This window comes from Tannerella sp. (assembly GCF_030528505.1).
GTDB lineage: Bacteria > Bacteroidota > Bacteroidia > Bacteroidales > Tannerellaceae > Tannerella.
Window position 1 is genome coordinate 1 of record NZ_JAUMYS010000020.1, and the last position, 23,525, is coordinate 23,525.

The 23,525-nt window shown below is 47.0% G+C and carries 22 protein-coding genes and 1 pseudogene; 6 read left to right on the plus strand and 17 right to left on the minus strand.

All coding sequences use genetic code 11. The features are described 5' to 3' along the window. Positions 1-10: 10 nt before the first annotated feature. The 8 genes and pseudogenes from Q4A89_RS04575 to Q4A89_RS04610 form a co-directional block, all read right to left on the minus strand. Positions 11-271: pseudogene (locus Q4A89_RS04575) on the minus strand (T9SS type A sorting domain-containing protein); the annotation flags it as partial. Positions 272-683: 412 nt separating this feature from the next. Beyond that, positions 684-2,483, minus strand: a complete 1,800-nt coding sequence (locus Q4A89_RS04580) for a serine protease (protein WP_303184068.1) — start codon at positions 2,481-2,483, stop codon at positions 684-686. Beyond that, positions 2,480-2,908, minus strand: a complete 429-nt coding sequence (locus Q4A89_RS04585) for a hypothetical protein (protein ID WP_303184069.1) — start codon at positions 2,906-2,908, stop codon at positions 2,480-2,482. The genes Q4A89_RS04580 and Q4A89_RS04585 overlap by 4 nt, the downstream gene beginning before the upstream one ends. Positions 2,909-2,910: 2 nt before the next feature. Continuing rightward, positions 2,911-3,342 carry an META domain-containing protein gene (locus tag Q4A89_RS04590; protein WP_303184070.1) on the minus strand — a complete coding sequence of 144 codons (432 nt, stop codon included), beginning with the start codon at positions 3,340-3,342 and terminating at the stop codon, positions 2,911-2,913. A 459-nt stretch (positions 3,343-3,801) separates the two neighbouring features. After that, on the minus strand, positions 3,802-4,044 hold the full coding sequence (locus tag Q4A89_RS04595) for a hypothetical protein (RefSeq protein WP_303184071.1): 243 nt from the start codon (positions 4,042-4,044) through the stop codon (positions 3,802-3,804). Next, positions 4,041-4,436 carry a hypothetical protein gene (locus Q4A89_RS04600; protein WP_303184072.1) on the minus strand — a complete coding sequence of 132 codons (396 nt, stop codon included), beginning with the start codon at positions 4,434-4,436 and terminating at the stop codon, positions 4,041-4,043. The genes Q4A89_RS04595 and Q4A89_RS04600 overlap by 4 nt, the downstream gene beginning before the upstream one ends. A 123-nt stretch (positions 4,437-4,559) precedes the next feature. Continuing rightward, complete coding sequence (locus Q4A89_RS04605) at positions 4,560-4,985, minus strand: hypothetical protein (RefSeq protein WP_303184073.1); 426 nt, start codon at positions 4,983-4,985, stop codon at positions 4,560-4,562. 1 nt (position 4,986) lies between these two features. Further along, positions 4,987-5,598, minus strand: coding sequence for a hypothetical protein (locus Q4A89_RS04610; protein ID WP_303184074.1), 612 nt, complete (start codon positions 5,596-5,598; stop codon positions 4,987-4,989). Between the two features lie 282 nt (positions 5,599-5,880). Here Q4A89_RS04610 and Q4A89_RS04615 point away from each other — a divergent pair, with 282 nt between their 5' ends. The 3 genes from Q4A89_RS04615 (at position 5,881) to rhaD (ending at position 8,731) form a co-directional block, all read left to right on the plus strand. After that, positions 5,881-6,336 carry a hypothetical protein gene (locus Q4A89_RS04615; protein ID WP_303184075.1) on the plus strand — a complete coding sequence of 152 codons (456 nt, stop codon included), beginning with the start codon at positions 5,881-5,883 and terminating at the stop codon, positions 6,334-6,336. Positions 6,337-6,410: 74 nt separating this feature from the next. Next, positions 6,411-7,832: a rhamnulokinase family protein gene (locus Q4A89_RS04620; protein ID WP_303184076.1), complete on the plus strand. Its 1,422-nt coding sequence runs from the start codon at positions 6,411-6,413 to the stop codon at positions 7,830-7,832. Positions 7,833-7,921: 89 nt separating this feature from the next. After that, complete coding sequence (rhaD, locus tag Q4A89_RS04625) at positions 7,922-8,731, plus strand: rhamnulose-1-phosphate aldolase (RefSeq protein ID WP_303184077.1); 810 nt, start codon at positions 7,922-7,924, stop codon at positions 8,729-8,731. Positions 8,732-8,817: 86 nt separating this feature from the next. Here the strand turns inward: rhaD and dapA are convergent, their stop codons facing one another. From dapA to Q4A89_RS04665, 9 genes are all read right to left on the minus strand, one after another. Beyond that, positions 8,818-9,711: a 4-hydroxy-tetrahydrodipicolinate synthase gene (gene dapA, locus Q4A89_RS04630; RefSeq protein ID WP_303184078.1), complete on the minus strand. Its 894-nt coding sequence runs from the start codon at positions 9,709-9,711 to the stop codon at positions 8,818-8,820. A 23-nt stretch (positions 9,712-9,734) separates the two neighbouring features. Continuing rightward, a complete protein-coding gene (locus Q4A89_RS04635; RefSeq protein WP_303184079.1) occupies positions 9,735-10,265 on the minus strand; it encodes a hypothetical protein in 531 nt (176 codons plus the stop codon). Beyond that, entirely contained in the window at positions 10,262-12,265 is a 2,004-nt protein-coding gene (gene ligA / locus Q4A89_RS04640; protein ID WP_303184080.1) for an NAD-dependent DNA ligase LigA, read from the minus strand. Before ligA ends, Q4A89_RS04635 begins: the two co-directional genes overlap by 4 nt. A 221-nt stretch (positions 12,266-12,486) precedes the next feature. Next, positions 12,487-13,116: an HAD family phosphatase gene (locus tag Q4A89_RS04645; protein WP_303184081.1), complete on the minus strand. Its 630-nt coding sequence runs from the start codon at positions 13,114-13,116 to the stop codon at positions 12,487-12,489. Positions 13,117-13,175: 59 nt separating this feature from the next. Continuing rightward, a complete protein-coding gene (locus Q4A89_RS04650) occupies positions 13,176-14,420 on the minus strand; it encodes a DUF1015 domain-containing protein (protein WP_303184082.1) in 1,245 nt (414 codons plus the stop codon). A gap of 93 nt (positions 14,421-14,513) precedes the next feature. Beyond that, positions 14,514-15,434 (minus strand): NAD(P)-dependent oxidoreductase, encoded by a 921-nt coding sequence (locus Q4A89_RS04655; protein WP_303184083.1) that lies wholly within the window; start codon positions 15,432-15,434, stop codon positions 14,514-14,516. 112 nt (positions 15,435-15,546) lie between these two features. Continuing rightward, positions 15,547-15,858: a four helix bundle protein gene (locus tag Q4A89_RS11700; protein WP_368389496.1), complete on the minus strand. Its 312-nt coding sequence runs from the start codon at positions 15,856-15,858 to the stop codon at positions 15,547-15,549. Positions 15,859-15,904: 46 nt separating this feature from the next. Continuing rightward, complete coding sequence (gene serC, locus Q4A89_RS04660; protein WP_303184084.1) at positions 15,905-16,972, minus strand: 3-phosphoserine/phosphohydroxythreonine transaminase; 1,068 nt, start codon at positions 16,970-16,972, stop codon at positions 15,905-15,907. Between the two features lie 129 nt (positions 16,973-17,101). Continuing rightward, a complete protein-coding gene (locus Q4A89_RS04665; protein WP_303184085.1) occupies positions 17,102-19,981 on the minus strand; it encodes a PD-(D/E)XK nuclease family protein in 2,880 nt (959 codons plus the stop codon). Between the two features lie 956 nt (positions 19,982-20,937). Here Q4A89_RS04665 and Q4A89_RS04670 point away from each other — a divergent pair. From Q4A89_RS04670 to Q4A89_RS04680, 3 genes are all read left to right on the plus strand, one after another. Further along, a complete protein-coding gene (locus tag Q4A89_RS04670) occupies positions 20,938-21,651 on the plus strand; it encodes a hypothetical protein (RefSeq protein ID WP_303184086.1) in 714 nt (237 codons plus the stop codon). Positions 21,652-21,797: 146 nt separating this feature from the next. Next, the gene (locus Q4A89_RS04675; RefSeq protein ID WP_303184087.1) at positions 21,798-22,379 is read left to right on the plus strand and encodes an RNA polymerase sigma-70 factor; all 582 of its coding nucleotides are present in this window, start codon (positions 21,798-21,800) and stop codon (positions 22,377-22,379) included. 66 nt (positions 22,380-22,445) lie between these two features. Then, a complete protein-coding gene (locus Q4A89_RS04680) occupies positions 22,446-23,423 on the plus strand; it encodes a FecR family protein (protein ID WP_303184088.1) in 978 nt (325 codons plus the stop codon). Positions 23,424-23,525: the final 102 nt, after the last annotated feature.

Here is a 23,525-nt window from a genome sequence, read left to right on the forward strand (position 1 = left end):
CACTTTTCTCTCACTTCTTAATCAATTTCTGCGTATACGTCTGTCCGTCTTTGACGACGCGCACGAAGTACAGTCCTGCCGGCAGTCCGGCCATCGGGATTTGGAACGTCGGCTCATTCGTCCGGAACGACCGCAGCATCGTCATACCGCTCCAGAGCTGGATTTCGTAGGTGCTTCTGTCGGTCGAGAGCACGCTTAATCCGCTGACTTCGTCCGTCTCCATCAGCTGCAAGGTCACTGCATCCGTTGCCGGGTTGGGCGAGAGGGTGAAGAAATTCGAACCACAGCTGTATTCATACCTTGCGAAAGGTATATAACAAGGATATCCTGTGATTTCTACGGTAATCATGTAGGTGCCGGGGCCGGGGAATGTAACAACCGGTTGGATGTTTAAGAAGGTGGTATTCGGATAATACCCAATTAAAGTATAACCGCTTCCGTCTATTTTCGTATAACTCCAACGATAATTTAAAGGGACATTCTGTAAGTCTCCATTTTCTCCTTGAGGTGTCAGAAAGAAGCTGGCAAAATTGCTTCCTGAATAGCCGAGAGGTTGTATCTGAAATTTGGGTTGACCGGTCATTACGCGTTCTTTCCTGATGGTTAATTCGTTTCCTCTCGTGAAAATGTTCGCTTCCACATGAGTTAACGCAAAGGTTTGATTGGTAACTCGCAATACTCCGTTATTGCTTATCGTAGCGACATTCGAATTCGATACGCTCCATTGCACCGTTGCGCCCGGCGGCAGATTTTCTACCGTGTAGGTCGCCTGATTGCAGACCGATGCAGGGCCGGAGATAGAGGGTTGGCAAATAGTTATACTGTGTCAAGTTGGCAATTGTGATTCCGTTAAAACGAATGGCTGCTCGTATCTCTGCGTTGGCAAATCCGGTTTGCCTAAATAGAGCCGTTGCTGTTCCCTGACCGGACTGCAACGTCATGCTATTGTTACTAGCACTCCACTGTACGGTTGCTCCCTGCGGAAGGTTCTTTATTGTGTAGGTATAGTTAGGCTGGTTGCAAATGGTCATGGGCCCAATGAGAGTAGGTCTTCCTATGCCATTTAACGTTTGCGGATTTGTCCCTTGTGGATCCAACCAATCTCTCAACCGCCTTCTCGAATCGGTAGCGCCGTTTCCTGTCCAGGAAACACTGAATTTGCCGTACCAATCGGGTGAATTTAAAGAACTACAACTCGACAGTCCTCCATGTAGCTGGCCGATTACTCTATGATCGTTATTCAATAATGGGGAACCGGAAGAACCTTTTTCTGTAACTCCATGATGTGGCTCTGTAGGACTCCATGTTATCCGCCAATGGGTAGCGGAATTGTTTGGAGAATTACTCTCATAAGCAGTAGATATAGGTACATTTCTATATGTCGATATCTTTTTTACATCTCCACTCGGATGGTGAATACCGACACCGCTTGTTCCCGAATTACCGGAACGATCCCAACCTAAATAATAAGGGGTAAATCCGGTTAAATTACGCGGGTCTTGCGTTAATCGAAGTAAAGCAAAATCAGATGATCCATTGTTCGCAACCACGGTAGCCCTAACCGTTGACCGATGAGCCGGTTCGTTGCCATCGGAACAACCCGGATGTTCATACCCCCAATAGAAAACCCATCGAGAGGCATTCGGATTGCTAATCGCATCAAACAGATTTTGACCATAACCATTTTGCAAACAATGATCGGCCGTCAATACATAGGGAGTGTTGTCGTTATTGGTGTTATTGACCAATGAACAGGAACACCATCCTGATCCGTAATCCGAGACAACCATAATTCTGGCAATAGCATCCTTTTCCATTCTCCAATTCGCTCCCTCCGGACAGTTTACATTTACCTGACAGTCGCCGGAGTCATCAAAAGATCTTGTTCGGACAGTATAGGGACTGTTAATATACCTGTATCCATAATCGATGCGAGAGATGGATATAATGGCTTCTTCACGAACGGTTTCCGGTTGATAATATTCGAAAGTAACCGTTTCTCCATATATCAAGCCGGTTGAAAATGCAAATGCACCGTTTGATTCGTTATTAAGGTACTCGGAGGTTATGGCCCCGATAGATTGCCTTGTATCTTCACTGTATACATAGAACTTTGCTCCTTTAGGCAACCGGAACTTATCGTATAGAGCGTTCGTGGAAAGGGCTCCTGGCAATCTAACCTTTAGCCTCCACAATTTGCTGCCATCTTCTAACGTTTGCCACACCCCGGAATTAGCTAATGTGTAATGCACTTTTACGGGATAAGCAAATCGCAAAGGGCCACCCGGTAAAGCGTCTTTGACTTTGTCTTGCGCCTGTATTATCGTCATATTCGGAGCAGATAACTCTTGTGTAGAAATATCTCTTAATAACTGAGAGGGAGTGACTCCGAAACTAAAAGGAACTTCATTGGTCGTTATTTGTGCGCTTAAAAATTGTATAAAAAACAAGTATCCTAAAATAGAGAGTATTATTCTTTTCATGACTTCGAGTATTTATAAAGTAAGTAATATTGTTTATTGTCGTAGAAAAATTTCAGTTCATTTTTCTCCCATGTGTACGATTCGAGCTTCTTTATGATGTGATAGAACAGCGCGGCATCGCCGTTATGATCATCCCCAACCTTCGTTACTATATCAATATGAGGAGGAGTTGTAAGATAAACCCTCATATCATTAAAGACGGAACGCCCTTGGGCTTTTGTCTCGGAAATAAATTTAAACCAGTAGCTGCCTTTCGGTGCAAGGGGAGTGATTTTCCCGGTTTTTGCATCCACTATTCCGGCCAGTTCCCACCGAGTACCGGTCAGTTGCGTAGGAACCTCGTAGTCCTTGTTCTTCTCGCACCCCGCTCCTGCTGTTAGCAAGAACAGAGCGATTACGGTAAATAAAATAGTCTTTCGTTTCATAATCATTTCTTTTTAAACAGTAAATAATTGGTATCATCATAACATAGCTTCAATTGCTTTGAGGCTATTTCGAAGCGATGAACTTTATATAAAGCCTCTACATAGTTTCGACCATCGAAAAGTTCATTGATTTTAGTTCCTCCTATTTTTAGAAAATGAAGGCTTTCACCTTTTATCTGGTACTCTCCACCTATTTCATTTGTAGAAGTATGTCCTGTTATCGTTCCGTCACTTAAAAATGTTATTGTATAGCATTTTTCACACTCTTTGGGTTCGGCTTCCCGCAAAGTCTTGTCTGCCGTGTTGCCGAAACCAGCCAGTTTCCATGTCCCGTACAATTCGGTAGAACCGTACTCTTCTTTCTCTTTCTCGCACCCCATTCCTACCATCAGCAAAAGCAAGGCGCCTATCCATAAAATGATTTGCTGTTTCATGTTTTTTTATTTTTAGAGGTTTATACTTGTTTCCGCGTTCCGGATATTTCTTTTACGCTGCGCCTCCGGTGCGGTTTGCGAGGCGCATCGGCTTGTCGGGTGGAGTATCGGTCGTTTTTTCCATAGTGTTGTGTTTTTTTATGTGTTACTGCAAAGATAGATACAGTTTTTGATTATATGCAAATATTTCGCCTGTTTTTTTATGTTTTTTTGACACACGGGAAATAGAGTGTTGGGTGTTATGTAAACCAACCCCATTAAACATCTCGCAGGGCTTTCGTTATTCAAAAACTCCATTCCCATACTCGTAAATTAATTTCCAGTCTTTACTTGTACGGCAAAAATGATCTGTAGCAATCTCTTCCTTACTCCAAGCAACTCGCTTTCCTCCGTCATAATACACTTCGCAAAATAAACATGAACTTAAAAGTTCTTTACAAAATAAACGGCCTTCTCATTCTATTCACCTTGATATAATCTGATTTTGACGATAGCAATATCTTTTTCATTTTCTTTCTCCATTTGATTTACTTTTTCTGAAAGCCAATCCGGAAAATCTTTTTTCGCCATAATATCGTGAGGCGCTTTTTGTAAATTAGAAAAGAAAATATCTACCATATTCTTTTCATCTTTTTCCTCGCATCCCATCCCTGCCATCATTATGAGCAAGGCACTTATCCATAAAGTAATTTTTATCTTCATATCTTCTTTTTTATCGTTGACAATTTAATAAAGTAAACAGGATCCCGTTTAATCCACGGCTTGATATATTCACTACAATCAAAGACTTCTCCACTGATTATAACGGAGAGGCCATCTTTTTTGTATTTTTCAGGAATATCACATCCGCGGGGGATAAGATAAAGTCCATGTACAAGCTCTTTATTCTCTATTTCCAAAGCAAAATCATTTCGCCTTTTTATATATCGAAAATGGGCATTTTCATTCTTAAGGGTTACAATCGGAATCTTCTCTTCCACACATTCGCATGAGCAAGAGATGTGGCTTTCTTCCTCGGAACTTTCTTTCTCACACCCCGCTCCTGCCGTTAGCAAAAGCAGGGCACCTATCCATAAAATGATTTTTGTCTTCATATCTTCTTTTTTTAAAGGTTTATAATTGCTTTTCGCGTTCCGGATATTTCTTTTACGCTGCGCCTTCGGTGCGGTTTGCGAGGCGCATTGGCTTGTCGGCAGGTCGCTGTTTAGGTCGTTTCTTCATGGCGTTGTATTTTGTAACTGATACCGTTTTATACTGGATAATTGGATGTAAAAGCGGTGATAGTATCTGGCGTTAGGCTTATAATACTCACTACAATCGAACTTCTGTCCACTGACAATAACAGGCAGGTCTTCCTGTTTATATCTGTCAGGAATATCATTTTCGCATGGAACGATAGGAATTTGGAATTTTCCTTGTGCTTCTTCTTTACTCTTGGAGACTAATACATATTTCTTTAAGAAACTGTTATATTGGACATATAACGTTTCATCTTTCAGTTCCATGATATGTACCTTCTCTTCCACGCATTCGCATGGACAAGAGATGTGGCTTTCTTCCTCGGAACTTTTTTTCTCACACCCTGTTGCTCCTAACATCAAGAGCAGAAAAAATGCGTAGGATAAAAATGTTTTTATTTTCATGTTATCGGATTTTAAAATTAATTTTGAAATGAATGTCTTCTGTTTCCATATGTTTACCTCCCGAAACAGGGAACAATTTAAATTTATGAGAGAAACTTGTGTAATAACTTCCTGCTTTAAGAGGCTTTCTCTTTAGGCTTCTATAACGGAAATCTCCACCTTGAACGATCGATTCTTCAGGATGAACCCATGATACTTTAAAGATATAACTGTCGTTATTATTAAATGGATAAGCTGCTATGCCGATATCTTCCTGCGCCATAGCTTCATAAGATTTTCCTACTGTTTTTCCGGAAGAGTACCAAATGGAAAAGAAATCCTTCGCATAAACACATGGATAGGCATTGTAGTAAAAATTTTTTCCCGTCTCATTTTTTATTCGGAAATAAAAGGTGAAATTTTCTCCTTCCTTAAAGACTGTTGCCGGTTTTCCCTGTTCATTAAGCAGACAAAACTTAAAAGCAATACCGTTTATCTTCTGCTCTATAACGGCTTGCTTTCCATCGGGCGATATTTCCCATAGCTGATCATCATCCTTGTTACAGCCCGTTATTCCAGCGGTTATCCATAGTAATAATAAACGTACAAATAAGACTTCTTTTTTTGTCTTCATAATATCTTCTTTTTTTAAGTTTATACTTGTTTTCCGCATTTCGGATATCTCTTATACGCTGCGCCTCTGGTGCGGTTTGCAAGGCGCATCGGTTTGTCGGGCGGAGTATAATCGTTTATCGCTTCCATGATTTGTTGTACAAAGTTAGTAGATATATCATCAAACGTTTTTTAGATATGATGCAAAAAAGGTTGAAAACGCTGCTCGGCGAAGTGTTAAAATCGCAGGATAAGGCCGATTCATATAAAAACCGTATTTTTGCTTTCGAAACAAATGTTCAGCATGATCAGACAAAAGATAAAGAAAGCAGGACTTTTACTCGTCTTCGTACTCTGTGCATGGAGCGGGTATGCGCAAGTCCCTTCGAAGCCTGTCGACGCCTTCACCCTTCGCGCGGGATACAATCATAACCGGGATAAAAATACGGCGTTTCTGGGGGGAGGTTACCTCGTAGGCGATTATTTCTGGGCCAGCGCTACGTTTTACGGGGGGGTACATTATCTGAAGTATGACGGAAGGCATCGTATCGTTCCCGAAATCGGCGCCGATTTTCATGCGGTAATGGTGATGGCCGGCCTCTCGGTCACTCCCTGCTCCGTTCAGCCGAAAGTAGGACTGAGCATCTTATCTATCGCCAACGTGACGGCAGGATACAGCATACCGTTCGGACGGGAGCAGCTTTTTAAAGGGTTTACGTTGGGCGTACAGTTTCAGTTGCCCGTCATAAATCGCAAATAATATACATACCGGATGAACGGAGCTGTTTATCATCGGAGAAATATGCCTATTTTTGTGCGAAAAATTCGGAAATCATGAAGAAGCATTATTTTCTGGCATTCGATTTGGGCGCTACCAGCGGACGGTCGATGCTCGGCATGTTAGAAGACGACAAGTTTGAAATCAGGGAACTGACACGCTTCCCAAACGCCATCATGGAGCTTCATGGCAGATATTACTGGAACGTTTTCAGTCTGTACGAGTCGTTGAAGGACGGACTGCGCGAGTGCGCCCGTCAGGGAATCCGGCTCACGTCGATCGGTATCGATACGTGGGGCGTCGATTTCGGCTATATCGGTCGTGACGGTACGATACTCGGGATGCCGCGCGCCTACCGCGATCCTTATACCGACGGAGCGCCGGATGAATTCTTTCAGCTCGTTCCGCGTGATAAAGTGTATGGCATGACAGGGATTCAGGTGATGAATTTCAACAGCCTCTTCCAACTGTTTTGTGCCAAAGCCGAAGCGTTCTCTCCGCTTGCGCAGGCCGACAAAATCTTGTTCATGCCCGATCTGTTGATTTATATGCTGACCGGTAAGCAAGTCTGCGAATATACCGAGGCATCGACATCGCAACTGCTGAATCCTGCGACAAGGCGTTTCGAACCGTCCCTGCTGACGGCCATGGGCCTTTCGCCTTCATTGCTTCATCCGCTCGTCGACCCCGGCACCCCGATCGGCACCCTCACCGACGCGCTCGCCGAGGAGACAGGGGTAGGAAAAGTGCCGGTCGTAACCGTTGCTGGACACGATACGGCATCGGCCATCCTTGCCGTCCCGGCGGAGAATCCGCGTTTTGCCTATCTGAGCAGCGGTACCTGGAGCCTGATGGGGATCGAGACATCGGAACCGATCGTGACGAAAGAATCGTTCGAGCATAACTTTACGAACGAGGGCGGCGCCGAGGGAACGACTTGCTTTCTGAAGAACATCACCGGCATGTGGCTGCTCGAACAGTGCCGCAAGGAATGGGAGAAGGAAGGGCGCGTCTATACGTATCCGCAAATGGTCGATATGGCGGAGCGTGTCGGAAAAGCGCATGCCGTCATCTCGCCCGACGATTCGCGTCTGGCCAACCCGTCGAGCATGTCGCAAACCATCGCTGCGCTTTGTCGCGAAAAAGGGATGATACCTCCTTCGAACGATGCCGAATATATCCGTTGCATCTTCGAAAGTCTTGCGCATCGATATGCCGAAGTAACGGAAAAACTTGCGGAAATGGCTCCGTTCCCGATCGAAAAGTTACACATCATCGGGGGAGGATCGCAGAACGACCTGATGAATCGGTTGACGGCTCGTGCGTTGGGCATTCCCGTCGTAGCCGGTCCGTCCGAAGCAACGGCTATCGGTAACTGCATGACGCAGGCCAAAGCGGCCGGACTCGTAAGCGACCGCTGGGAGATGCGCCGCCTTATCGCGCGAGCGTTTGCCGTAAAAACGTATCTTCCGGAATGAAGACGAATGAAACGGATGAGACCGGGGACTTTTCCATCGGGTTTGTCCTTAAATAATTGAAATAAAAACGACTTAAAAGCATCATAAACATGAAATCAATTTTAGATCATCGTCCTGCCTTGACGCGGGAAGTACATCAAGTGGCCGAAGTGGCCGGATACCTTTGGCAAAAAGGCTGGGCCGAACGGAACGGAGGTAATATTACCGTCAACATCACCGAATGGGTTGACGACGAAATCCGTCAGCTGCCGGCTCTGGGCGAAACGATTCCTATCGGACTGACGCTGCCTCACCTCAAAGGCTGTTATTTTTACTGCAAAGGAACGAATAAACGAATGCGCGATCTGGCCCGATGGCCGATGGAGAACGGTTCCGTCATCCGGATTACGGACGACTGTTCGGGGTATGTGATTATTGCCGACCATCCGGTAAAACCGACGTCGGAGTTGCCGTCACACCTCTCCATGCACAATAAGTTTATCGCTTCGGGAAACGGTTACAAGGCGGTGCTGCACACGCATCCGATCGAACTGATTGCGATGTCGCACAGCAAAAAGTTTCTTCAGAAAGATGTGCTCACCCGTCTTTTATGGTCGATGATTCCGGAGACGAAGGCTTTCTGTCCGCGCGGACTGGGCATTATTCCTTACGAGATGCCGTCGTCCATCAACTTGGCGGAGGCGACGCTCAAAGAGCTGGATGACTATGACGTGGTGATGTGGGAAAAGCATGGCATCGTGTCGGTAAGCACCGATATTATGGAGGCATTCGATATGGTCGATACGCTTAGCAAGTCGGCGCAGATTTACATCAATAGCAAATGTATGGGCTATGAGCCGGACGGAATGAGCGACGAGCAAATGGCCGAGATGACGCGAGCGTTTCATTTGCCCAAGTGAGTTTTTCTACGACACGTGTGCATCATGTGTGCGTTTCTTCTCCGAAAGAAAGACGCACTTGATTATTCCGCGGCTGACGTGCTGTTTCAGCATTGGATATGCAGCCGATGCAGCACGTCACGTATCTTCTCATACGTCGTGATGCGCGTCGGAACGAGGGGGAGACGCAATTTGTTCTCAATAAAGCCCATCATGTTCAGCATGCTCTTTACACCGGCCGGATTGCCGTCGACGAAGAGTAATTCGAACAGTTCCATAAAACGCGAATGGATAACCCGTGCATTCGTATAGTCGCCTTCGAGCGCGAGCCGTACCATACGGCCGAATTCTTTGGGGAACGCGTTCCCGATTACCGATATCACTCCAACGGCTCCTAAGGCAATGAGCGGGAATGTGATGCCGTCATCGCCTGAGATGACCTGGAAATCTGCGGGCTTATGTTTGATGATATCATCCATTTGTTTGATGTTCCCCGACGCCTCTTTGATGGCTACGATATTCTCAAATGCGGAAGCGAGTCGGAGGGTCGTTTCCGCCGTCATGTTTGCTCCCGTGCGTCCGGGCACGTTATAGAGCACCACCGGCAGCGGGGTCGCTTCGGCCACGGCTTCGTAGTGCCGAAAAAGTCCTTCTTGCGAAGGTTTATTGTAGTAGGGAACTACGGATAAGATGGCGTCGATACCTTGAAAGTCACCGTGCTTTAACGTGTCGACTAACACTTGGGTGCAGTTTCCGCCGACACCTAACACAATCGGGATGCGGCGCCGCACTTGTGTCACGACTTTCCGTACGATTTGCGCTTTCTCTTCCTCCCTCAGTGTGGGCGTTTCCGCCGTCGTTCCCAGTACGACCAAATAATCCGTACCGCTCTGTACCTGAAATTCGACTAATCGGAGCAAAGCCTCGTAGTCAATGCTTCCGTCCTGTCTGAAAGGTGTGATCAGGGCAACGCCCATCCCTCTTAAATCGATTGTAGCCATAAGTGAAAACCGGTGCTTTCCGTTTATTTCGAACGAATGGCCTGTAGATAAACCAGAATCTGCCCGAAGAGAAAAGGAATGTCATACACCCCGTCTTTCATGACGATCGACATATCGTACATATTCATCTCGGAAGGTCGTTTGGCCCCTACCTTGAAGGAGGAGGGATGCTGCAGCATCAGATAGCGCATGATCGGCGCCTCGTCGCTTGTCAGGTCGACCAGCATATCCACCGACAGACCGTTCAACTGTTTGCATAAATTCTTATCGGGGAAACTCCATATATTGATGTCTTTACCTTCTTCGACGAGCAAATAAGCGTAATCCCATATCGGCGTCTCCTCGTTTTTTCGCGTATACACACAGACATGCACGGTTTTCTTCATGGCCTTGAGCGTTTCGACACAAGGTTCTACCGCTTTCCAGTCTCTTGCTTCACACATTAAAAGGACATACCGTACATCGTCAAGCGAACGGTAGCAATGCGCCCGCGTCAGAGCTTTCTGCGCCAGTGATTTGATTTTCTTGTATAAAAAGTGTCTTGTCAGAATCATTCCGCTAATATGTTTAAGAATTCCTCTTCATTGATAATTTTAATTCCCATTTTTTCGGCTTTGGCCAACTTGGCCGGTCCCATATTGGCTCCGGCAAGGAGGTAATCCGTCTTTCCGGAAATAGAACCCGTATTTTTTCCGCCGTTTTGCTCGATCAGCGCTTTATATTCATCGCGCGAATGACGGGTAAACGTACCGCTGATGACAAATACCTGTCCTTTCAATTTCTCCGAGCGCGCGGCCAGCACATCTTCCCGCAAAGCCATCTGCAAACCGTATTCCTTCAGTCGGTCGATCAGATTGCGATTGCGTTCGTCGGCAAAGAAATCGATCACGCTCTGCGCGATCCGTTCGCCGATTTCATCCGTTTGCATGAGCGATTCGAGCGAAGCCTGCTCCAAATGCTCCATGCTGCCATACGCATATGCCAATCGCTTGGCGACCGTTTCTCCCACGTAACGAATCCCCAATCCGTACAGCACCCGTTCGAAAGGTATCTGTTTCGAAGCTTCGAGGCTGTCCATCAGATTTTGTGCGCTCTTCTCCGCCCAACGTTCGAGGCGTAACAAATCGACCGTGCGAAGGGTGTACAGATCGGCTACGTTGCGTACATAACCGGCATGATACAAATCTTCAACCGTCTCAGGCCCTATATTGATGTTCATCGCTTTGCGCGTTACGAAATGCTCGATCTTGCCTTTTACCTGAGGCGGACACGTCCGCTCGTTCGGGCAATAATGCGCCGCTTCTCCTTCGGGACGTATCAAGGCCGTCCTGCATTCCGGACAGTGGGGGATGAAAGTGACCTTATCGCCCATCAGCATCGGACGTGCTTCGGTATTTACCCCGACGATCTTCGGAATAATTTCTCCGCCCTTCTCCACATATACGCGGTCGCCGATGTGCAAATCGAGTCCGGCGATGATATCGGCATTATGCAACGATGCCCGCTTGACGACCGTTCCGGCCAGCTGAACAGGCTCCAAGTTGGCAACCGGAGTGACGACTCCCGTCCGTCCGACCTGGTAGGAGACAGACGTCAGACGTGTTTCGGCACGCTCGGCCTGAAATTTATACGAGATAGCCCAACGCGGACTCTTGGCTGTATAGCCGAGAAAGCGCTGTTGCCTCAACGAATTGACTTTTAATACGATTCCGTCCGTTGCGACCGGCAAATTCTTCCGTTCCACATCCCAAAGAGCAATATAATCGTTTATGTCCTGCAGGTTACGGCAGATCCGAATCACTTCGGGAACTTTGAAGCCCCACGTACGCGCCTTTTGCAGATTTTCATAATGCTCGTCGGCGGGTAATTCTTCGCCCAGCATATAATAGAGATACGCATCGAGCCGGCGGGCTGCTACGATCTGAGGGTTTTGCTGTTTCAACGTGCCGGACGCTGCATTGCGCGGATTGGCAAACAACGGTTCTTCCTGCGCCTCGCGTTCTTTGTTCAGCCGCTCGAATTCCGTCCACGGAAGAAGAATTTCTCCGCGCATCTCGAAACGTTTGGGATAACCTTCTCCGCGCAGTTTCAGCGGGATCGACCGGATCGTTTTTACATTGGCCGTCACGTCGTCGCCACATATTCCGTCGCCTCGGGTAACGGCTTGCGTCAATCGTCCGTCTTCGTAAATCAGCGAGATGGAAGTGCCGTCGTATTTCAGTTCGGCGACGATTTCGAAAGGTTCGTTGAGTGTTCGGGCTGTCCGTTCATAAAAATCCCGGACTTCTTCTTTCGAGTACGTATTTCCCAACGAGAGCATCGGATAGCGATGGGTAACCTGTTCAAACTCTTTCGACAAGTCGCTTCCCACACGTTGGGTCGGTGAATGGGGATCGAAAAATTCAGGATGTTGCTCTTCGAGAAGCTGCAACTCCTTCATCATTTCATCGTACTGTCTGTCGGAAATCGTCGGCATGGAAAGCACGTAATACTTGTAATTGTGCTGCTCCAGCTCTTCCCTTAACGACTTTATTTTATCTTCTATTCCGTTCATGAACTCCGTAAACGATACCAAGTTGCAAACTTACATAAAAAAACTGTTTTTTATACGTCGTTTGATAAAAATCGAGGTTTTTGGTTGTTTTGTTGTGGTTTAATATTCTCAAACGTAGGCTTGAATACATGTAAGGGATTTTCGAGGCGGCAAGCGATCGCCTTATGCAGACTTCGGGGATGTTTTTCCTGTACGTGTTCAACGTCCAAAATCACACTTACTCAGGGTGTGTGTGCTTGGAGGCATTTATCGACTGCGTTGCGCCAGTCTTGGCCGTTTTCAACAAGCAAGGTTACGAATCCTAACGATTTTGCCGTTTCGAGATGCTGCATGCCATCGTCGATATATAAAGATTTGGAGGGGAGGATGTCGCTGTCGGCAATCATTTTCCGGAAAATTTCGGGGTGGGGTTTCATGCATTTCAGTTCGTACGAGAAATACATCTGATCGAAATAGTCGGAAATCGGGCGGCGGGCATCGGAGAAGTCGCTCGTTTTTGCCCATTCCACGATCATATCGTTATTATTGCTCAGCACGTAGCATTTGTATTGTTTACGCAATTCCAGAATATAATCGAGTTTATAGACGGGTGCCGGATTGACCATGCTCTTCCACGCCTCACGAATGGCCTCGGGGTGAAGTGTTTTTCCGCAATGTTCGGATAATAGTTTGCAGAATTCGAGCGTGGTAATGTCGCCGTTTTCAAGGGAACCGAACAGACCGTTGTGGCTGTAGGGATTGATGAGGTCGGACGCATCGCTGACTCCCAAAGCCTCGAACTGACGGACGGAACGCTCGCGAGAGAGGTCTACCAGTACGCCTCCCATATCGAATACGATGTTTTTTATCATAGCCATAACGAAACGAAGCGCGAAGAATCTTTTGCTCCTCCGCGCTCCGTCGATTTTTTTTAAGACAGTTTATGAATGACCAGTCCCGAACGCAGTTTGGGTTCGAACCACGTTGTTTTGGGCGGCATGATATTGCCGGTATCGGCGATGTCGATCAGTTGCTTCATCGACACCGGATAAAGGGCCAGCGCCACTTTCATTTCGCCGCTGTCGACCCGTTTTTTCAACTCGCCCAAGCCGCGGATACCGCCGACGAAGTCGATCCGTTTATCGCTTCGCAAGTCTTTGATACCAAGAATTTCGTCGAGAATCAGGTTCGACGAGATGGTAACGTCGAGCACGCCGATCGGATCGTTGTCGTCATACGTTCCCGGTTTGGCCACGAGCGAATACCAGTTGCCGCTGAGGTAGAGCGAGAACTCGTGCAGACGTGTCGGTTTGAAAATCTCCGCACCTTTCTTTTCGACGGTAAAGTGTTGGGAGAGTTTGTCCAGAAACGCTTCGTCCGACAGTCCGTTCAGGTCTTTCACGACGCGGTTGTAATCGATAATCGTCAATTGGTTGGCCGGAAAACAAACGGCCATGAAGTAGTTGTACTCCTCATCGCCGCGATGGTTCGGGTTTTGCTGCGCTTTCTCGGCGCCGACGAGGGCAGCCGCGGCCGAACGGTGATGTCCGTCGGCGATATACAGGGCCGGCATGGCCGCAAACAGTTCGGTGATGCGCCGGATGTCGGTCTCGTCGTTAATTACCCAGAACGTGTGACGGAAACCGTCTAACGCAGCCGTAAAGTCGTACTCCGGTTGTCCGGCCGTGTACTTGGCCACAAGCGCGTCGATCTCTCCGTTTTCGGGATAAGCGAAGAATACGGGTTCGATATTGGCGTTGTTCACCCGCACGTGTTTCATGCGGTCTTCTTCCTTGTCGCGGCGCGTGAGCTCGTGCTTCTTGATCTTGCCGGTCATATAGTCTTCGACATAGGCGCAAACGACTAACCCGTACTGGGTCTTTCCGTCCATCGTTTGGGCGTAGATGTAGTACTGTTCTTTATCGTCCTGTACCAGCCACCCTTTGTCTTGAAACATCTTGAAGTTCTCCGCCGCTTTCTCATAGACTTTCGGGTCATGCTCGTCGGTGCCGACGGGGAAGTCTATTTCGGGTTTGATGATGCGATAGAGCGACTTTTCGTTGCCCTGCGCTTCGGCACGCGCTTCTTCGGAGTTCAATACGTCGTAGGGGCGAGACTGTACCTGTTCCACTACGTCCTTCGGCGGACGTATGCCTTTAAAAGGTTTGATTTTCATGTTGAATTCATATTAGAAGACCTCCCGAAAGGGTAATCTCAAATACGATGATAGCGATGGGATTGATTGTCATCGGGAGGTCTTTCCGGTTCATTACTTGTTTACCTGAAATGTTCGATTGCCGTTTTTCAGGAAGTCCACAATCTGGTTGGCTGCGGCAATTCCTGCGTTGATGTTGGCTTCGGCCGTTTGCGCGCCCATTTTCTTGGGAGTGCTGAAGTAGCGTCCGGCAAACTTCTCGGTCAGTTCGGCATGGTTACCCGGCATAATGTCCGTGAGGTACTTGAAGTCGGGGCGTTCTTCCATTACCTTGACGAGCTCGGCCTCGTTCACCACTTCTTTGCGTGCCGTGTTGATGAGCATGGCTCCCTTGGGCATGCTGGAAAGCAAATCGTAACCGATCAGGTTTTTCGTTTCGGGTCTGGACGGAACATGCAAAGAGATGAACTGGCATGTTTTGTACAATTCTTCGGCCGATGAAACGGCTTTCACGCCGTCGCTCTCGATGACGCTGGCCGGACGCGAATGATGGTAGGCGTAGACTTCCATCCCGAATCCTTTGGCGATGCGTGCGACGAGGCGTCCGATGTTTCCGTAAGCATGGATTCCGAGTTTCTTGCCCAGCAGTTCGGATCCGGAAGAACCGTTGAACATGCTGCGCACACCGTAGACCATCATGCCTAATGCCAGCTCGGCCACGGCGTTCGAGTTTTGTCCGGGCGTGTTCATCACGCATACGTTATGGGCGGTTGCCGCGTCGACGTCGACATTGTCGTAGCCCGCGCCGGCACGCACCACAATTTTCAGTTGCTTGGCCGCATCCAACACTTCGCTGTCGACCTTGTCGCTACGGACAATGAGAGCGTCCACATCTTTCACGGCGTCGAGCAGTTGTGCTTTATCGGTATATTTTTCCAATAGCACGCATTCCATTCCGGCTTGCTCTACAGCTTCACGGATTCCCTTCACCGCCACAGCGGCAAACGGTTTTTCTGTTGCAATTAAGACTTTCATTGGTATTTTGTTTATTCGTTTATTTGTTGAATGGTTGAGTTGTTTTTTTGTTGAGTTTTACTTCGTCTCGCCTGACTGTTTTTCAGCGCATTTAATTTATTCGACAACTCCTTTATCTTATCCGAACATTCCGAAAGTCGTCCTCCCTGATGTAATTCAGATCTTTTGCAAGGAGCAATGAACAATATACTTCGAGTAATGAGCCGTAGGCGATTTCTGTAAAACGCGATTGTTCTTTGAATGATTGCCGGGCTGTTCCCTCGGCAATATTCAGCGGAACAGAAACAGCTGCACGCCGTATTTGACTTGTTATATTGTATAGCTCGAAATCAGGGAATTTTTGCAGAAGTTGATAGACTTCTTTGACAAAAACACGCGAAACCTGCCATACATCTAACTTCTCAAACGCATACAGATGTTCCATTTTGTGAACACCTCAACAATTCAACATCTCAACAATTCAACATTCCTCAATTCTTTTTCTCAAATTCTTTCATGGTTTCTACTAAGGCTTTGACGCTATCGAGGGGCATGGCGTTGTAGAGCGATGCGCGGAAGCCGCCTACCGAACGATGTCCCTTGATGCCGACCATTCCGGCGGCAGCGGCAAACTCGGCGAAGGAGCTTTCGAGTTCTTTGTATTCGTCGTTCATCACGAAGCAGACATTCATCAATGAGCGGTCTTCGGTCGCTGCCGTACCGCGGAAGAGTTTGTTGCGGTCGATTTCGTCGTACAGCACGGCCGCTTTTTCCTGATTTTTCTTCTGCAATACTTTGACACCACCCTGTTCCTTATACCATTTCAGCGTTTGCAGCGCGGCGAAGATCGGCAATACGGGCGGGGTGTTGAACATCGAATCTTTGTCGATATGGGTCTGGTAGTTCAACATCGTCGGGATGGGACGTTCTACTGTGCCGAGCGCGTCTTTGCGGACGATGACGATGGTCACGCCCGAAGGAGCGAGGTTCTTCTGCGCTCCGGCATAGATGATGTCGTATTTGGAGACATCGACCGGGAAGGAGAAGATGTCGGACGACATGTCGGCCACGAGGGGAACGTTCACCTGAGGGATGTCATGGATTTCCGTTCCGTAAATGGTGTTATTCGTCGTGATGTGGAAATACTCCGTATCCGGCGCAAGAGTGTAGTTCTTGGGGATGTACGTGTAATTTTTGTCTTTCGACGAGGCTACCAGGTCTACTTCGCCGAAGAATTTCGCTTCTTTGATGGCTTTCGATGCCCATGTACCGGTGTCGAGGTAGGAGGCTTTTTTCTTCAGCAGGTTGTAGGGTACCATGCAGAATTGAAGGCTCGCGCCACCGCCGAGGAAGACGACTTCGTGTGTGGCGGGAACATCGAGCAGTTCTTTAATCAATGTCCGCGCTTCGTCGTTGACGGCGATAAATTCTTTGCCCCGGTGGGACACTTCGAGCAGGGATAATCCCGTGCCTGCAAAATTCAATACGGCGTCGGCCGTGTTCTTAATCGTGTACTCGCTCAAAATCGAGGGCCCAGCATAAAAATTGTGCTTTCTCATAGCTCTTTTCATTTATTTGTGTTTTAATAAAAAAATATCTTGGGGCAAAGATATAAATAAAATCAAGGCATAAGCCATTTAAGGGAGAAATTAACACAAAATAAAAATGATGTATTGAATGTAAGGAGTTTATCTTCCGCAGATGTCGGCGAAGGGGCAATACGAACACATTTTGACGTGAGTCGTTTGTCCGAAGGGGACGGAGGGATCGAAGACTTCGTCGAGGCAGTGGCGGAGGTTATCTTCGAATTCGTCGCGGAGGACGGCGAAGTCGGTGACTTGTTTTTTCTCCTTGCCATAGTAGACGGACGGGTCGAAGTCGTCGGAAAAGAGGTGGCGCACGTAGTAGATGGAGGGTTGTACGGGCATGCCGTTGCTTCGGTCGCCGTACATCCACGCGTAGGTAAAGACCTGCATGATGGCGGGTTGGCGCTTCTCGTCGGTCGGGTCGAAGAGGCTTTCGACGGTTTTGAAGTGCATGTCTTTCTTCGTGCCGGTCTTGTAGTCCACGACGCGGATGGCGTCGCGCACTTCGTCGAGGCGGTCGATAAAGCCTTTGAGGTTTACGGTTCGTCCGTCGGTGAGGGTGAAGGGGTGGTGAATCTCCATCTCGGAGGCTACGTAGCGGAAGGGCGTGAGGCGGCGGTCGCGTTCGAGGATTTTGCGTGCGTATTTGCGGATCATTTCACCGGTCAGGTAGCTCTGTCCGCTCAGAGGTCGTGGCTCGGAGGTGTGGAAAAAGAGTTCGGCGAATGCACGCTGGATTTTTTCGGTCAGCATCTTGTCGTCGGCTGCGAGTCGCAAGAGATCGGCCGTTACTTGCGCTCCGCAGTAGGGGCGGTACGATTCTTCCATGACCTGATGCAGGATGTTTCCGAACACGCGGTTATCGACGCTTTCGGCTACTTCTTCTTCCTCTTTGAGTTGTTCGACCGAGGAGAAATAGAACTTCAGCGGACAGTCTAAATACGTGTTGATGGTGCTGGCCGAGAGCGCCCGAGCGCCGTTGCTCAGAAAGTTGTCGAGGAGGCGGAGGATTTCGTCGGTTTTGGGCACTTGCAAGGCCGGGGGCTTCGAGGAGGCGATGTTGTAAACGACTACTTTTTCACGCAGCGGCATTTCGTAATGGTAACGCAGCTGATGCACGTAGCGGCTGACTTCGCCCGTATTCAATCCGTCGGTGCGCGTGTCGTAGAGGAGCGTGACATGCTTGGCGCGGGCGATCATCCGATAGAAATGATAAGCCCAGATGCTGTCCTGATGTTCGTAAGTGGGCAGTCCGAAGCCGCGCCGCAGATTATAGGGAATGAAGGAGGCGGCGGCTTTGCGGGCGGGGAAAAAGCCTTCGTTGACGGAGAGCACGATGAGCCTTTCGAAGTCGAGCACGCGCGTTTCGAGCACGCCCATGACTTGAAGTCCTGACAATGGTTCGCCGCGGAAAGGAATGGTGATCGTTTCGGTGAGCCGTTCGAGTAGCCTCGCGTATGTATCGACCGACATTTCGATGCCGGAGGCTCCGATAAGGTCTCTCATCCGGTTGACGGTCGTGAAATAATGGTAGACGAATTCCTGTTCCAGCTCGTCCATGCCGGTGGGTTGGTCTTCGTTGTCGAAGTCTCGCTCGTCGCGTCGTGCGGAGAGTATGCGGTTCAGCTCTTGAAGCACGGTGATGAGGTAGGACGAGACGTCGGCGGTCGTTGGCGCGGGGTCGAAGATGAGGGTAAGCAGGGGTGTCTGTTGGAGATCGGCCGCGGGGATGTAGATGCGGTTATTGTCGGTAATCTGTCTGACGATGGTGACGATTTCGGCGGGCGACGTAGCTTGAATATACCGGTGATTAAGCACGGGCAGCACCTCGCGATAGTAGAAACACGACTTTCCGTCGATGACGCGCGTGTTTTTACGCAATGCGAGCACGTTTTCCATCAAAGAGGCTACGGGCGTGCCCGAAAGCGGATAGCCGAGCGTAACGTTGATATGGCGGATAGCTTCGGGCACGGAGTGAAGGACGGGTATGAGCAGTTGCTCGTCGGGGAGTACCACGGCTGTGCGCAAGGCTTCGTCGGCGCTCATCGCGTCGCGTCCGTCGAGCACTTCTTCGAGCAGGGCGTGCACCTGTTTGGCCTGCCCGATGCGCGAAGGGATGCCGATCAGCGTAATGTCGGGCGTGTGCGACGGTTCCTGAGGGAGCTTCAGCGAGGAGGGGAACTGCTTTACGTATTCGCGCACGAAGTACGACGCCCGGTTGTCGGAGTCCATCACTTTGTCACCCGTGCCCGTATCCCAGTAGAAGTCGGCGATCTCTTGTTGCTGCAACAATCGGAGCAAGGTGTATTCGGTTTTCGAGAGGGCGCTTAATCCGACGAAGACGACCTTCGAGTAAGGTAGCCGGCAAGCGCCTTCGCGCTCGATATGTTCGACGACCTCGCGGCTGATCATCCCTTCATATCCTTTGCCTTGCGCGGCCAGCGTATCGCGCAGCTCGCGGTAGACGGCATAGAGCATCTGCCAGACGCCGAGGAAGTAGCGGCGGCTCGTTCCTTCTTCGCCGTGACGGAACGACGACCAGAACGCGCGGATGGCTTCGATCTGCTGCGGTTGCAGGTAGCTCAAGTCTTTCTCTACTTCGTGCAAGTCGGTCACGTTTGTAAACAATTGGCGCGCGTCGGCCATGTATTTGTCTACGTCGTCGAAATCGTTGAGTAACATCTCGCCCCAGAATACGAAATCGTCGAATGTTTCCTTCGCTCCGCTGTGGCGAATATAGATATGATAAAGGAGGAAGAGCATTTGTAGCCGGTCGGCCGGCTGCTTGTCGCTCAATTGCGCGAACAGTTCGCTGATGGTGCATACTGCGGGCGAGAATATCGGTCGGCCGGCTGCTTGCGAGAGGTATTTGCGAAAGAACAGTCCGGCACGACGGTTGGGAAACACGAAGGCCATCTGTTGTACGTCTGTGCCGTACGTTTCGTAAAATAAAGTCGCGATCTGTTGTAGAAAAGGAGTCATCCGGATGTTCTTTACTTGCGCAAAGGTACAATTTTTTTATTCTTTTTCTTCGCAGGCTTGCTACTGGAGACATGGTCAATGAATTATGAATTGCGGATTACAGATTACAATGTTCCGAACGCAAATAGCGCGAATGACGCGAATGGACGCAAATACATTTTTGAGGAGATTCGTCGCATACGTTCAATGTATGCGCCGTAGAGACGCAATTCATTGCGTCCCTACAAAAAACAGCCCTGAAAGGGCGTATTCATTCAGCCCAATGCGTAGCGAAGTGGAGCATTGGGGAAAAGGCAATACTCCGGAAAAGGGCTGTAAGCCTGACATAATTTAATGGTCAATTGTTATGCGTATTTCTTATCTTTCTTTTTTCAAACGATGTGTTACTGTTTTTATTTCTTGGGACAGATTTTGAAGGCGATAAGGGAGAGGGGAGATTTGATTAAGGCTTGTTTTTCTTTAATCAATCCATGTATGAGCATGATTAAACAGATTATGGATAAGATAAAGTATATTGTTTGTTCAATCAAACAGATTGTTCGCTTCATAAAGTATATTGTTCGTCTTCTTATTAACAAGTCTCGTCTTATCATTCATTGTTTTTTACAAATTAGGGAGATTGTTTTCTTCATAAAGTATATTGTTGAATAATTTATTTACATTGTTGTGAAAATTGTTAAGTATATTTTAGAATTGTGCTTCTGTAAAGAGCAATAAATCTTATAAGGGTAAATCCTAAAATTAATATCTGATGAATAGGTGAAAGGTGTAGGTGAAAAATTGTTTAAAAGAGTGAAAAATAAAACGCGTATTCTTTTTGTACAGGTAAAGGTGAATTAGAAATGGTTAAATATAATTAAATATAAGTCTTTGGTGATTTTTTCTAATAATAATGTATTATATTTGGAGCTGAAAAGAAAATTCATTATTTGTTAAACATTTAAATTTAAGTGACGATGGTAAACTATTCAGAAACAGGTTTTGGCGCAAAATTGCGCAAGGCACAAGATGTAGTACATTACATTGGACAATTTGACGGATATAATCCGCCCAGGTCTGAGGAGACGATCGGTGGAATGAATGATTTATTAAATCAGATCATTGCAGCAAATGCCGAAGTCGTTCATATGCAGCAACTCTACAAAGGATCGACAACTAAACGAATACAGATGTATCGGGATATGGATTCGTCTATTATGAAACTTCTTCCGTCGATTAGCGGAGCAGTTGAGGCACAGTATGGAAAAGATTCGATTGAAAGTAATTCAATTAAGGCATTAATTAAAAAAATGCGTGTAACAGGTGTTGCAAAGTCGCCGAAAGATCCGACCGCAGGGCCGGAGACGAAAAGCATCAGCCGTTCGGAACAATCGTTTGGGTCATTGATTCAAAATTTCAATAACATCATTACGATCTTGAGTGAACTGACCGGTTATAATCCGTCGAATACGAAACTTTCGGTCGATTCATTAAAAACATTATCGCAAGAGGCTACGAATCTGAATAACTTAGTTGCGAAGTATATCAGTGATCTTAAAACCGTAAAGGCAAAACGTCTGGGGCTTTATAACGATTTACACGACCGTGTACGGCGCATTAAAGCCTACGTAAAAGCACAATACGGTTATTCCTCGGAGCAGTATAAAATGATTAAAGGAATAGCAGTATAGGGGGAAAAAGATAGAAGACTTTATCGAATTATCATCACGAAAGTGGGATATTATATGATTTCATGTAAAACATTTACCCGAATATGATAACAAGCATTTGCTGAAAAACGACTGTCATATTCGGGTTATTTCATCATATCTGTTCAATGGCTGATGATATAGACAGACTGGAGGCTCTGAAAAATGGTTCGAAGAAGGCTTTCGAAGCTATTTATAAACAGTACGCAGGAAAACTGTATCATTTTATTATCAGGCTTTCGCATGGTAATCCATATATGGCGGAAGAGATTCTTCAAGCCACTTTTGTTAAGCTATGGGAAATACATCCGCAGGTAAATCCGCAAAAATCGATTCTTTTCTATCTGTCTTCTATCGCGAAGAATATGCTTTTTAATCGATATCAACGGCAAACGATCGAATTTCTTTATCAAGAAAATTTAGCGCGTGAAAAATCTTTTTGCGACAGCGATACGGAAAAAGAAATAGACCGAAAATGGTTCGAGGAGTATTTGCATCAAGTAGCGGAGAAACTGCCTCCGGCACGAAAAAAGATTTTTATTCTGAGCCGGTTAAAAGATTTATCAACGAAACAAATTGCCGAGATGATGCAGATCTCGATCAGTACGGTAGAGACTCAACTTACGTTAGCCACTAAATTCGTACGGGAACAATGCGAAAAAGATTATGATAAACTGTTTTTCTTTTTCTCGATGTTGTCTTTTGTATAAGATAGGGCAGACCTCTTAGCGGAATATGGTTCTTAAACTGTACTATATAAAAGGAAAAAACGAAAAATGATCGATCGGCATTATATAGATATTTTTGAAAAATTTCTTCGTAACGAAATATCGGAAGAGGAAATCGAGGAATTACAGGCTATTATGTATATTAATAAAGATATACAACGTTATTTTGAAGACCGGCTTGCCGAAACCGAACATGCTATTCAGCCTCATTTGCAACAAAAAGTATTTCGTGCGATAGTACAGGACATCGAGCAAAAAACAAAGGGTTCTTTCTTCCGGTCCTACCGTAAAAAAATATTACAATGGGCAGCTATTCTTTTATTGCCTTTAATTTCGGGAATCACAGTCTATTATTTTATGTCGGAAGACGGTCGACATACGGCTCCCACCGTTTTTACAACGCAAAAAGGTGAGAAAGCGGAAGCCATACTCCCCGATGGGAGTAAAGTTTGGATTAATTCCGCATCTACTCTTCGCTACGATGACGGGTTTAACCGCAGTGAACGGATCGTTTATTTGGAAGGCGAAGGGTATTTTGAGGTCAAACCCGATGCTGGCTGCCCTTTTACGGTAAAAACTTCGACAATCGCTATTCAGGCTTTAGGAACATCATTCAATGTGCGTTCGTATGAGGCGGACCAAGAAGCTTCGGCTGTTCTGCTCGAAGGAAAAATAAAAGTACTGGCTTCGGGACAGGAAAAAACGCTACAAGTGAATCAGCGTATCCTTTTCGATAAAAAAACACGGCGATTTATTACGGACCGGGTGCGGGCTTCTCATTTTATCGAATGGAAAAAAGGAAGCCTTTATTTTCATAATCAGACGTATTACGACATAGCCACGACATTGTCGAGGATTTATAATGTAAACATCCGGGTAGCTTCGGAAGAGCTCCGTCCGATGCGTTTTACAGGAACACTCGGGAGTAACGGAATCAAGAACGCTCTCGATATCTTGTCGCTCACTTCGCCCATGCGGTATGAAGTAAGAGATTCCGTTATTATACTTTATCATCAAAGCAAGTAGTTAAATAATATTAAACACGACAATTCGATAGCGTAAAATTTTGAGCAAACTGTATTCTATATACATGTTTTTGCAAAGTTTATACGTTTGAGGCAGTTTGTA

Coding starts and splice junctions, on each gene's coding strand:
- Q4A89_RS04580 (WP_303184068.1), bottom strand. CDS start 2,483: ATGAAAAGAATAATACTCTCTATTTTAGGATACTTGTTTTTTATACAA.
- Q4A89_RS04585 (WP_303184069.1), bottom strand. CDS start 2,908: ATGAAACGAAAGACTATTTTATTTACCGTAATCGCTCTGTTCTTGCTA.
- Q4A89_RS04590 (WP_303184070.1), bottom strand. CDS start 3,342: ATGAAACAGCAAATCATTTTATGGATAGGCGCCTTGCTTTTGCTGATG.
- Q4A89_RS04595 (WP_303184071.1), bottom strand. CDS start 4,044: ATGAAGATAAAAATTACTTTATGGATAAGTGCCTTGCTCATAATGATG.
- Q4A89_RS04600 (WP_303184072.1), bottom strand. CDS start 4,436: ATGAAGACAAAAATCATTTTATGGATAGGTGCCCTGCTTTTGCTAACG.
- Q4A89_RS04605 (WP_303184073.1), bottom strand. CDS start 4,985: ATGAAAATAAAAACATTTTTATCCTACGCATTTTTTCTGCTCTTGATG.
- Q4A89_RS04610 (WP_303184074.1), bottom strand. CDS start 5,598: ATGAAGACAAAAAAAGAAGTCTTATTTGTACGTTTATTATTACTATGG.
- Q4A89_RS04615 (WP_303184075.1), top strand. CDS start 5,881: ATGATCAGACAAAAGATAAAGAAAGCAGGACTTTTACTCGTCTTCGTA.
- Q4A89_RS04620 (WP_303184076.1), top strand. CDS start 6,411: ATGAAGAAGCATTATTTTCTGGCATTCGATTTGGGCGCTACCAGCGGA.
- rhaD (WP_303184077.1), top strand. CDS start 7,922: ATGAAATCAATTTTAGATCATCGTCCTGCCTTGACGCGGGAAGTACAT.
- dapA (WP_303184078.1), bottom strand. CDS start 9,711: ATGGCTACAATCGATTTAAGAGGGATGGGCGTTGCCCTGATCACACCT.
- Q4A89_RS04635 (WP_303184079.1), bottom strand. CDS start 10,265: ATGATTCTGACAAGACACTTTTTATACAAGAAAATCAAATCACTGGCG.
- ligA (WP_303184080.1), bottom strand. CDS start 12,265: ATGAACGGAATAGAAGATAAAATAAAGTCGTTAAGGGAAGAGCTGGAG.
- Q4A89_RS04645 (WP_303184081.1), bottom strand. CDS start 13,116: ATGATAAAAAACATCGTATTCGATATGGGAGGCGTACTGGTAGACCTC.
- Q4A89_RS04650 (WP_303184082.1), bottom strand. CDS start 14,420: ATGAAAATCAAACCTTTTAAAGGCATACGTCCGCCGAAGGACGTAGTG.
- Q4A89_RS04655 (WP_303184083.1), bottom strand. CDS start 15,434: ATGAAAGTCTTAATTGCAACAGAAAAACCGTTTGCCGCTGTGGCGGTG.
- Q4A89_RS11700 (WP_368389496.1), bottom strand. CDS start 15,858: ATGGAACATCTGTATGCGTTTGAGAAGTTAGATGTATGGCAGGTTTCG.
- serC (WP_303184084.1), bottom strand. CDS start 16,972: ATGAGAAAGCACAATTTTTATGCTGGGCCCTCGATTTTGAGCGAGTAC.
- Q4A89_RS04665 (WP_303184085.1), bottom strand. CDS start 19,981: ATGACTCCTTTTCTACAACAGATCGCGACTTTATTTTACGAAACGTAC.
- Q4A89_RS04670 (WP_303184086.1), top strand. CDS start 20,938: ATGGTAAACTATTCAGAAACAGGTTTTGGCGCAAAATTGCGCAAGGCA.
- Q4A89_RS04675 (WP_303184087.1), top strand. CDS start 21,798: ATGGCTGATGATATAGACAGACTGGAGGCTCTGAAAAATGGTTCGAAG.
- Q4A89_RS04680 (WP_303184088.1), top strand. CDS start 22,446: ATGATCGATCGGCATTATATAGATATTTTTGAAAAATTTCTTCGTAAC.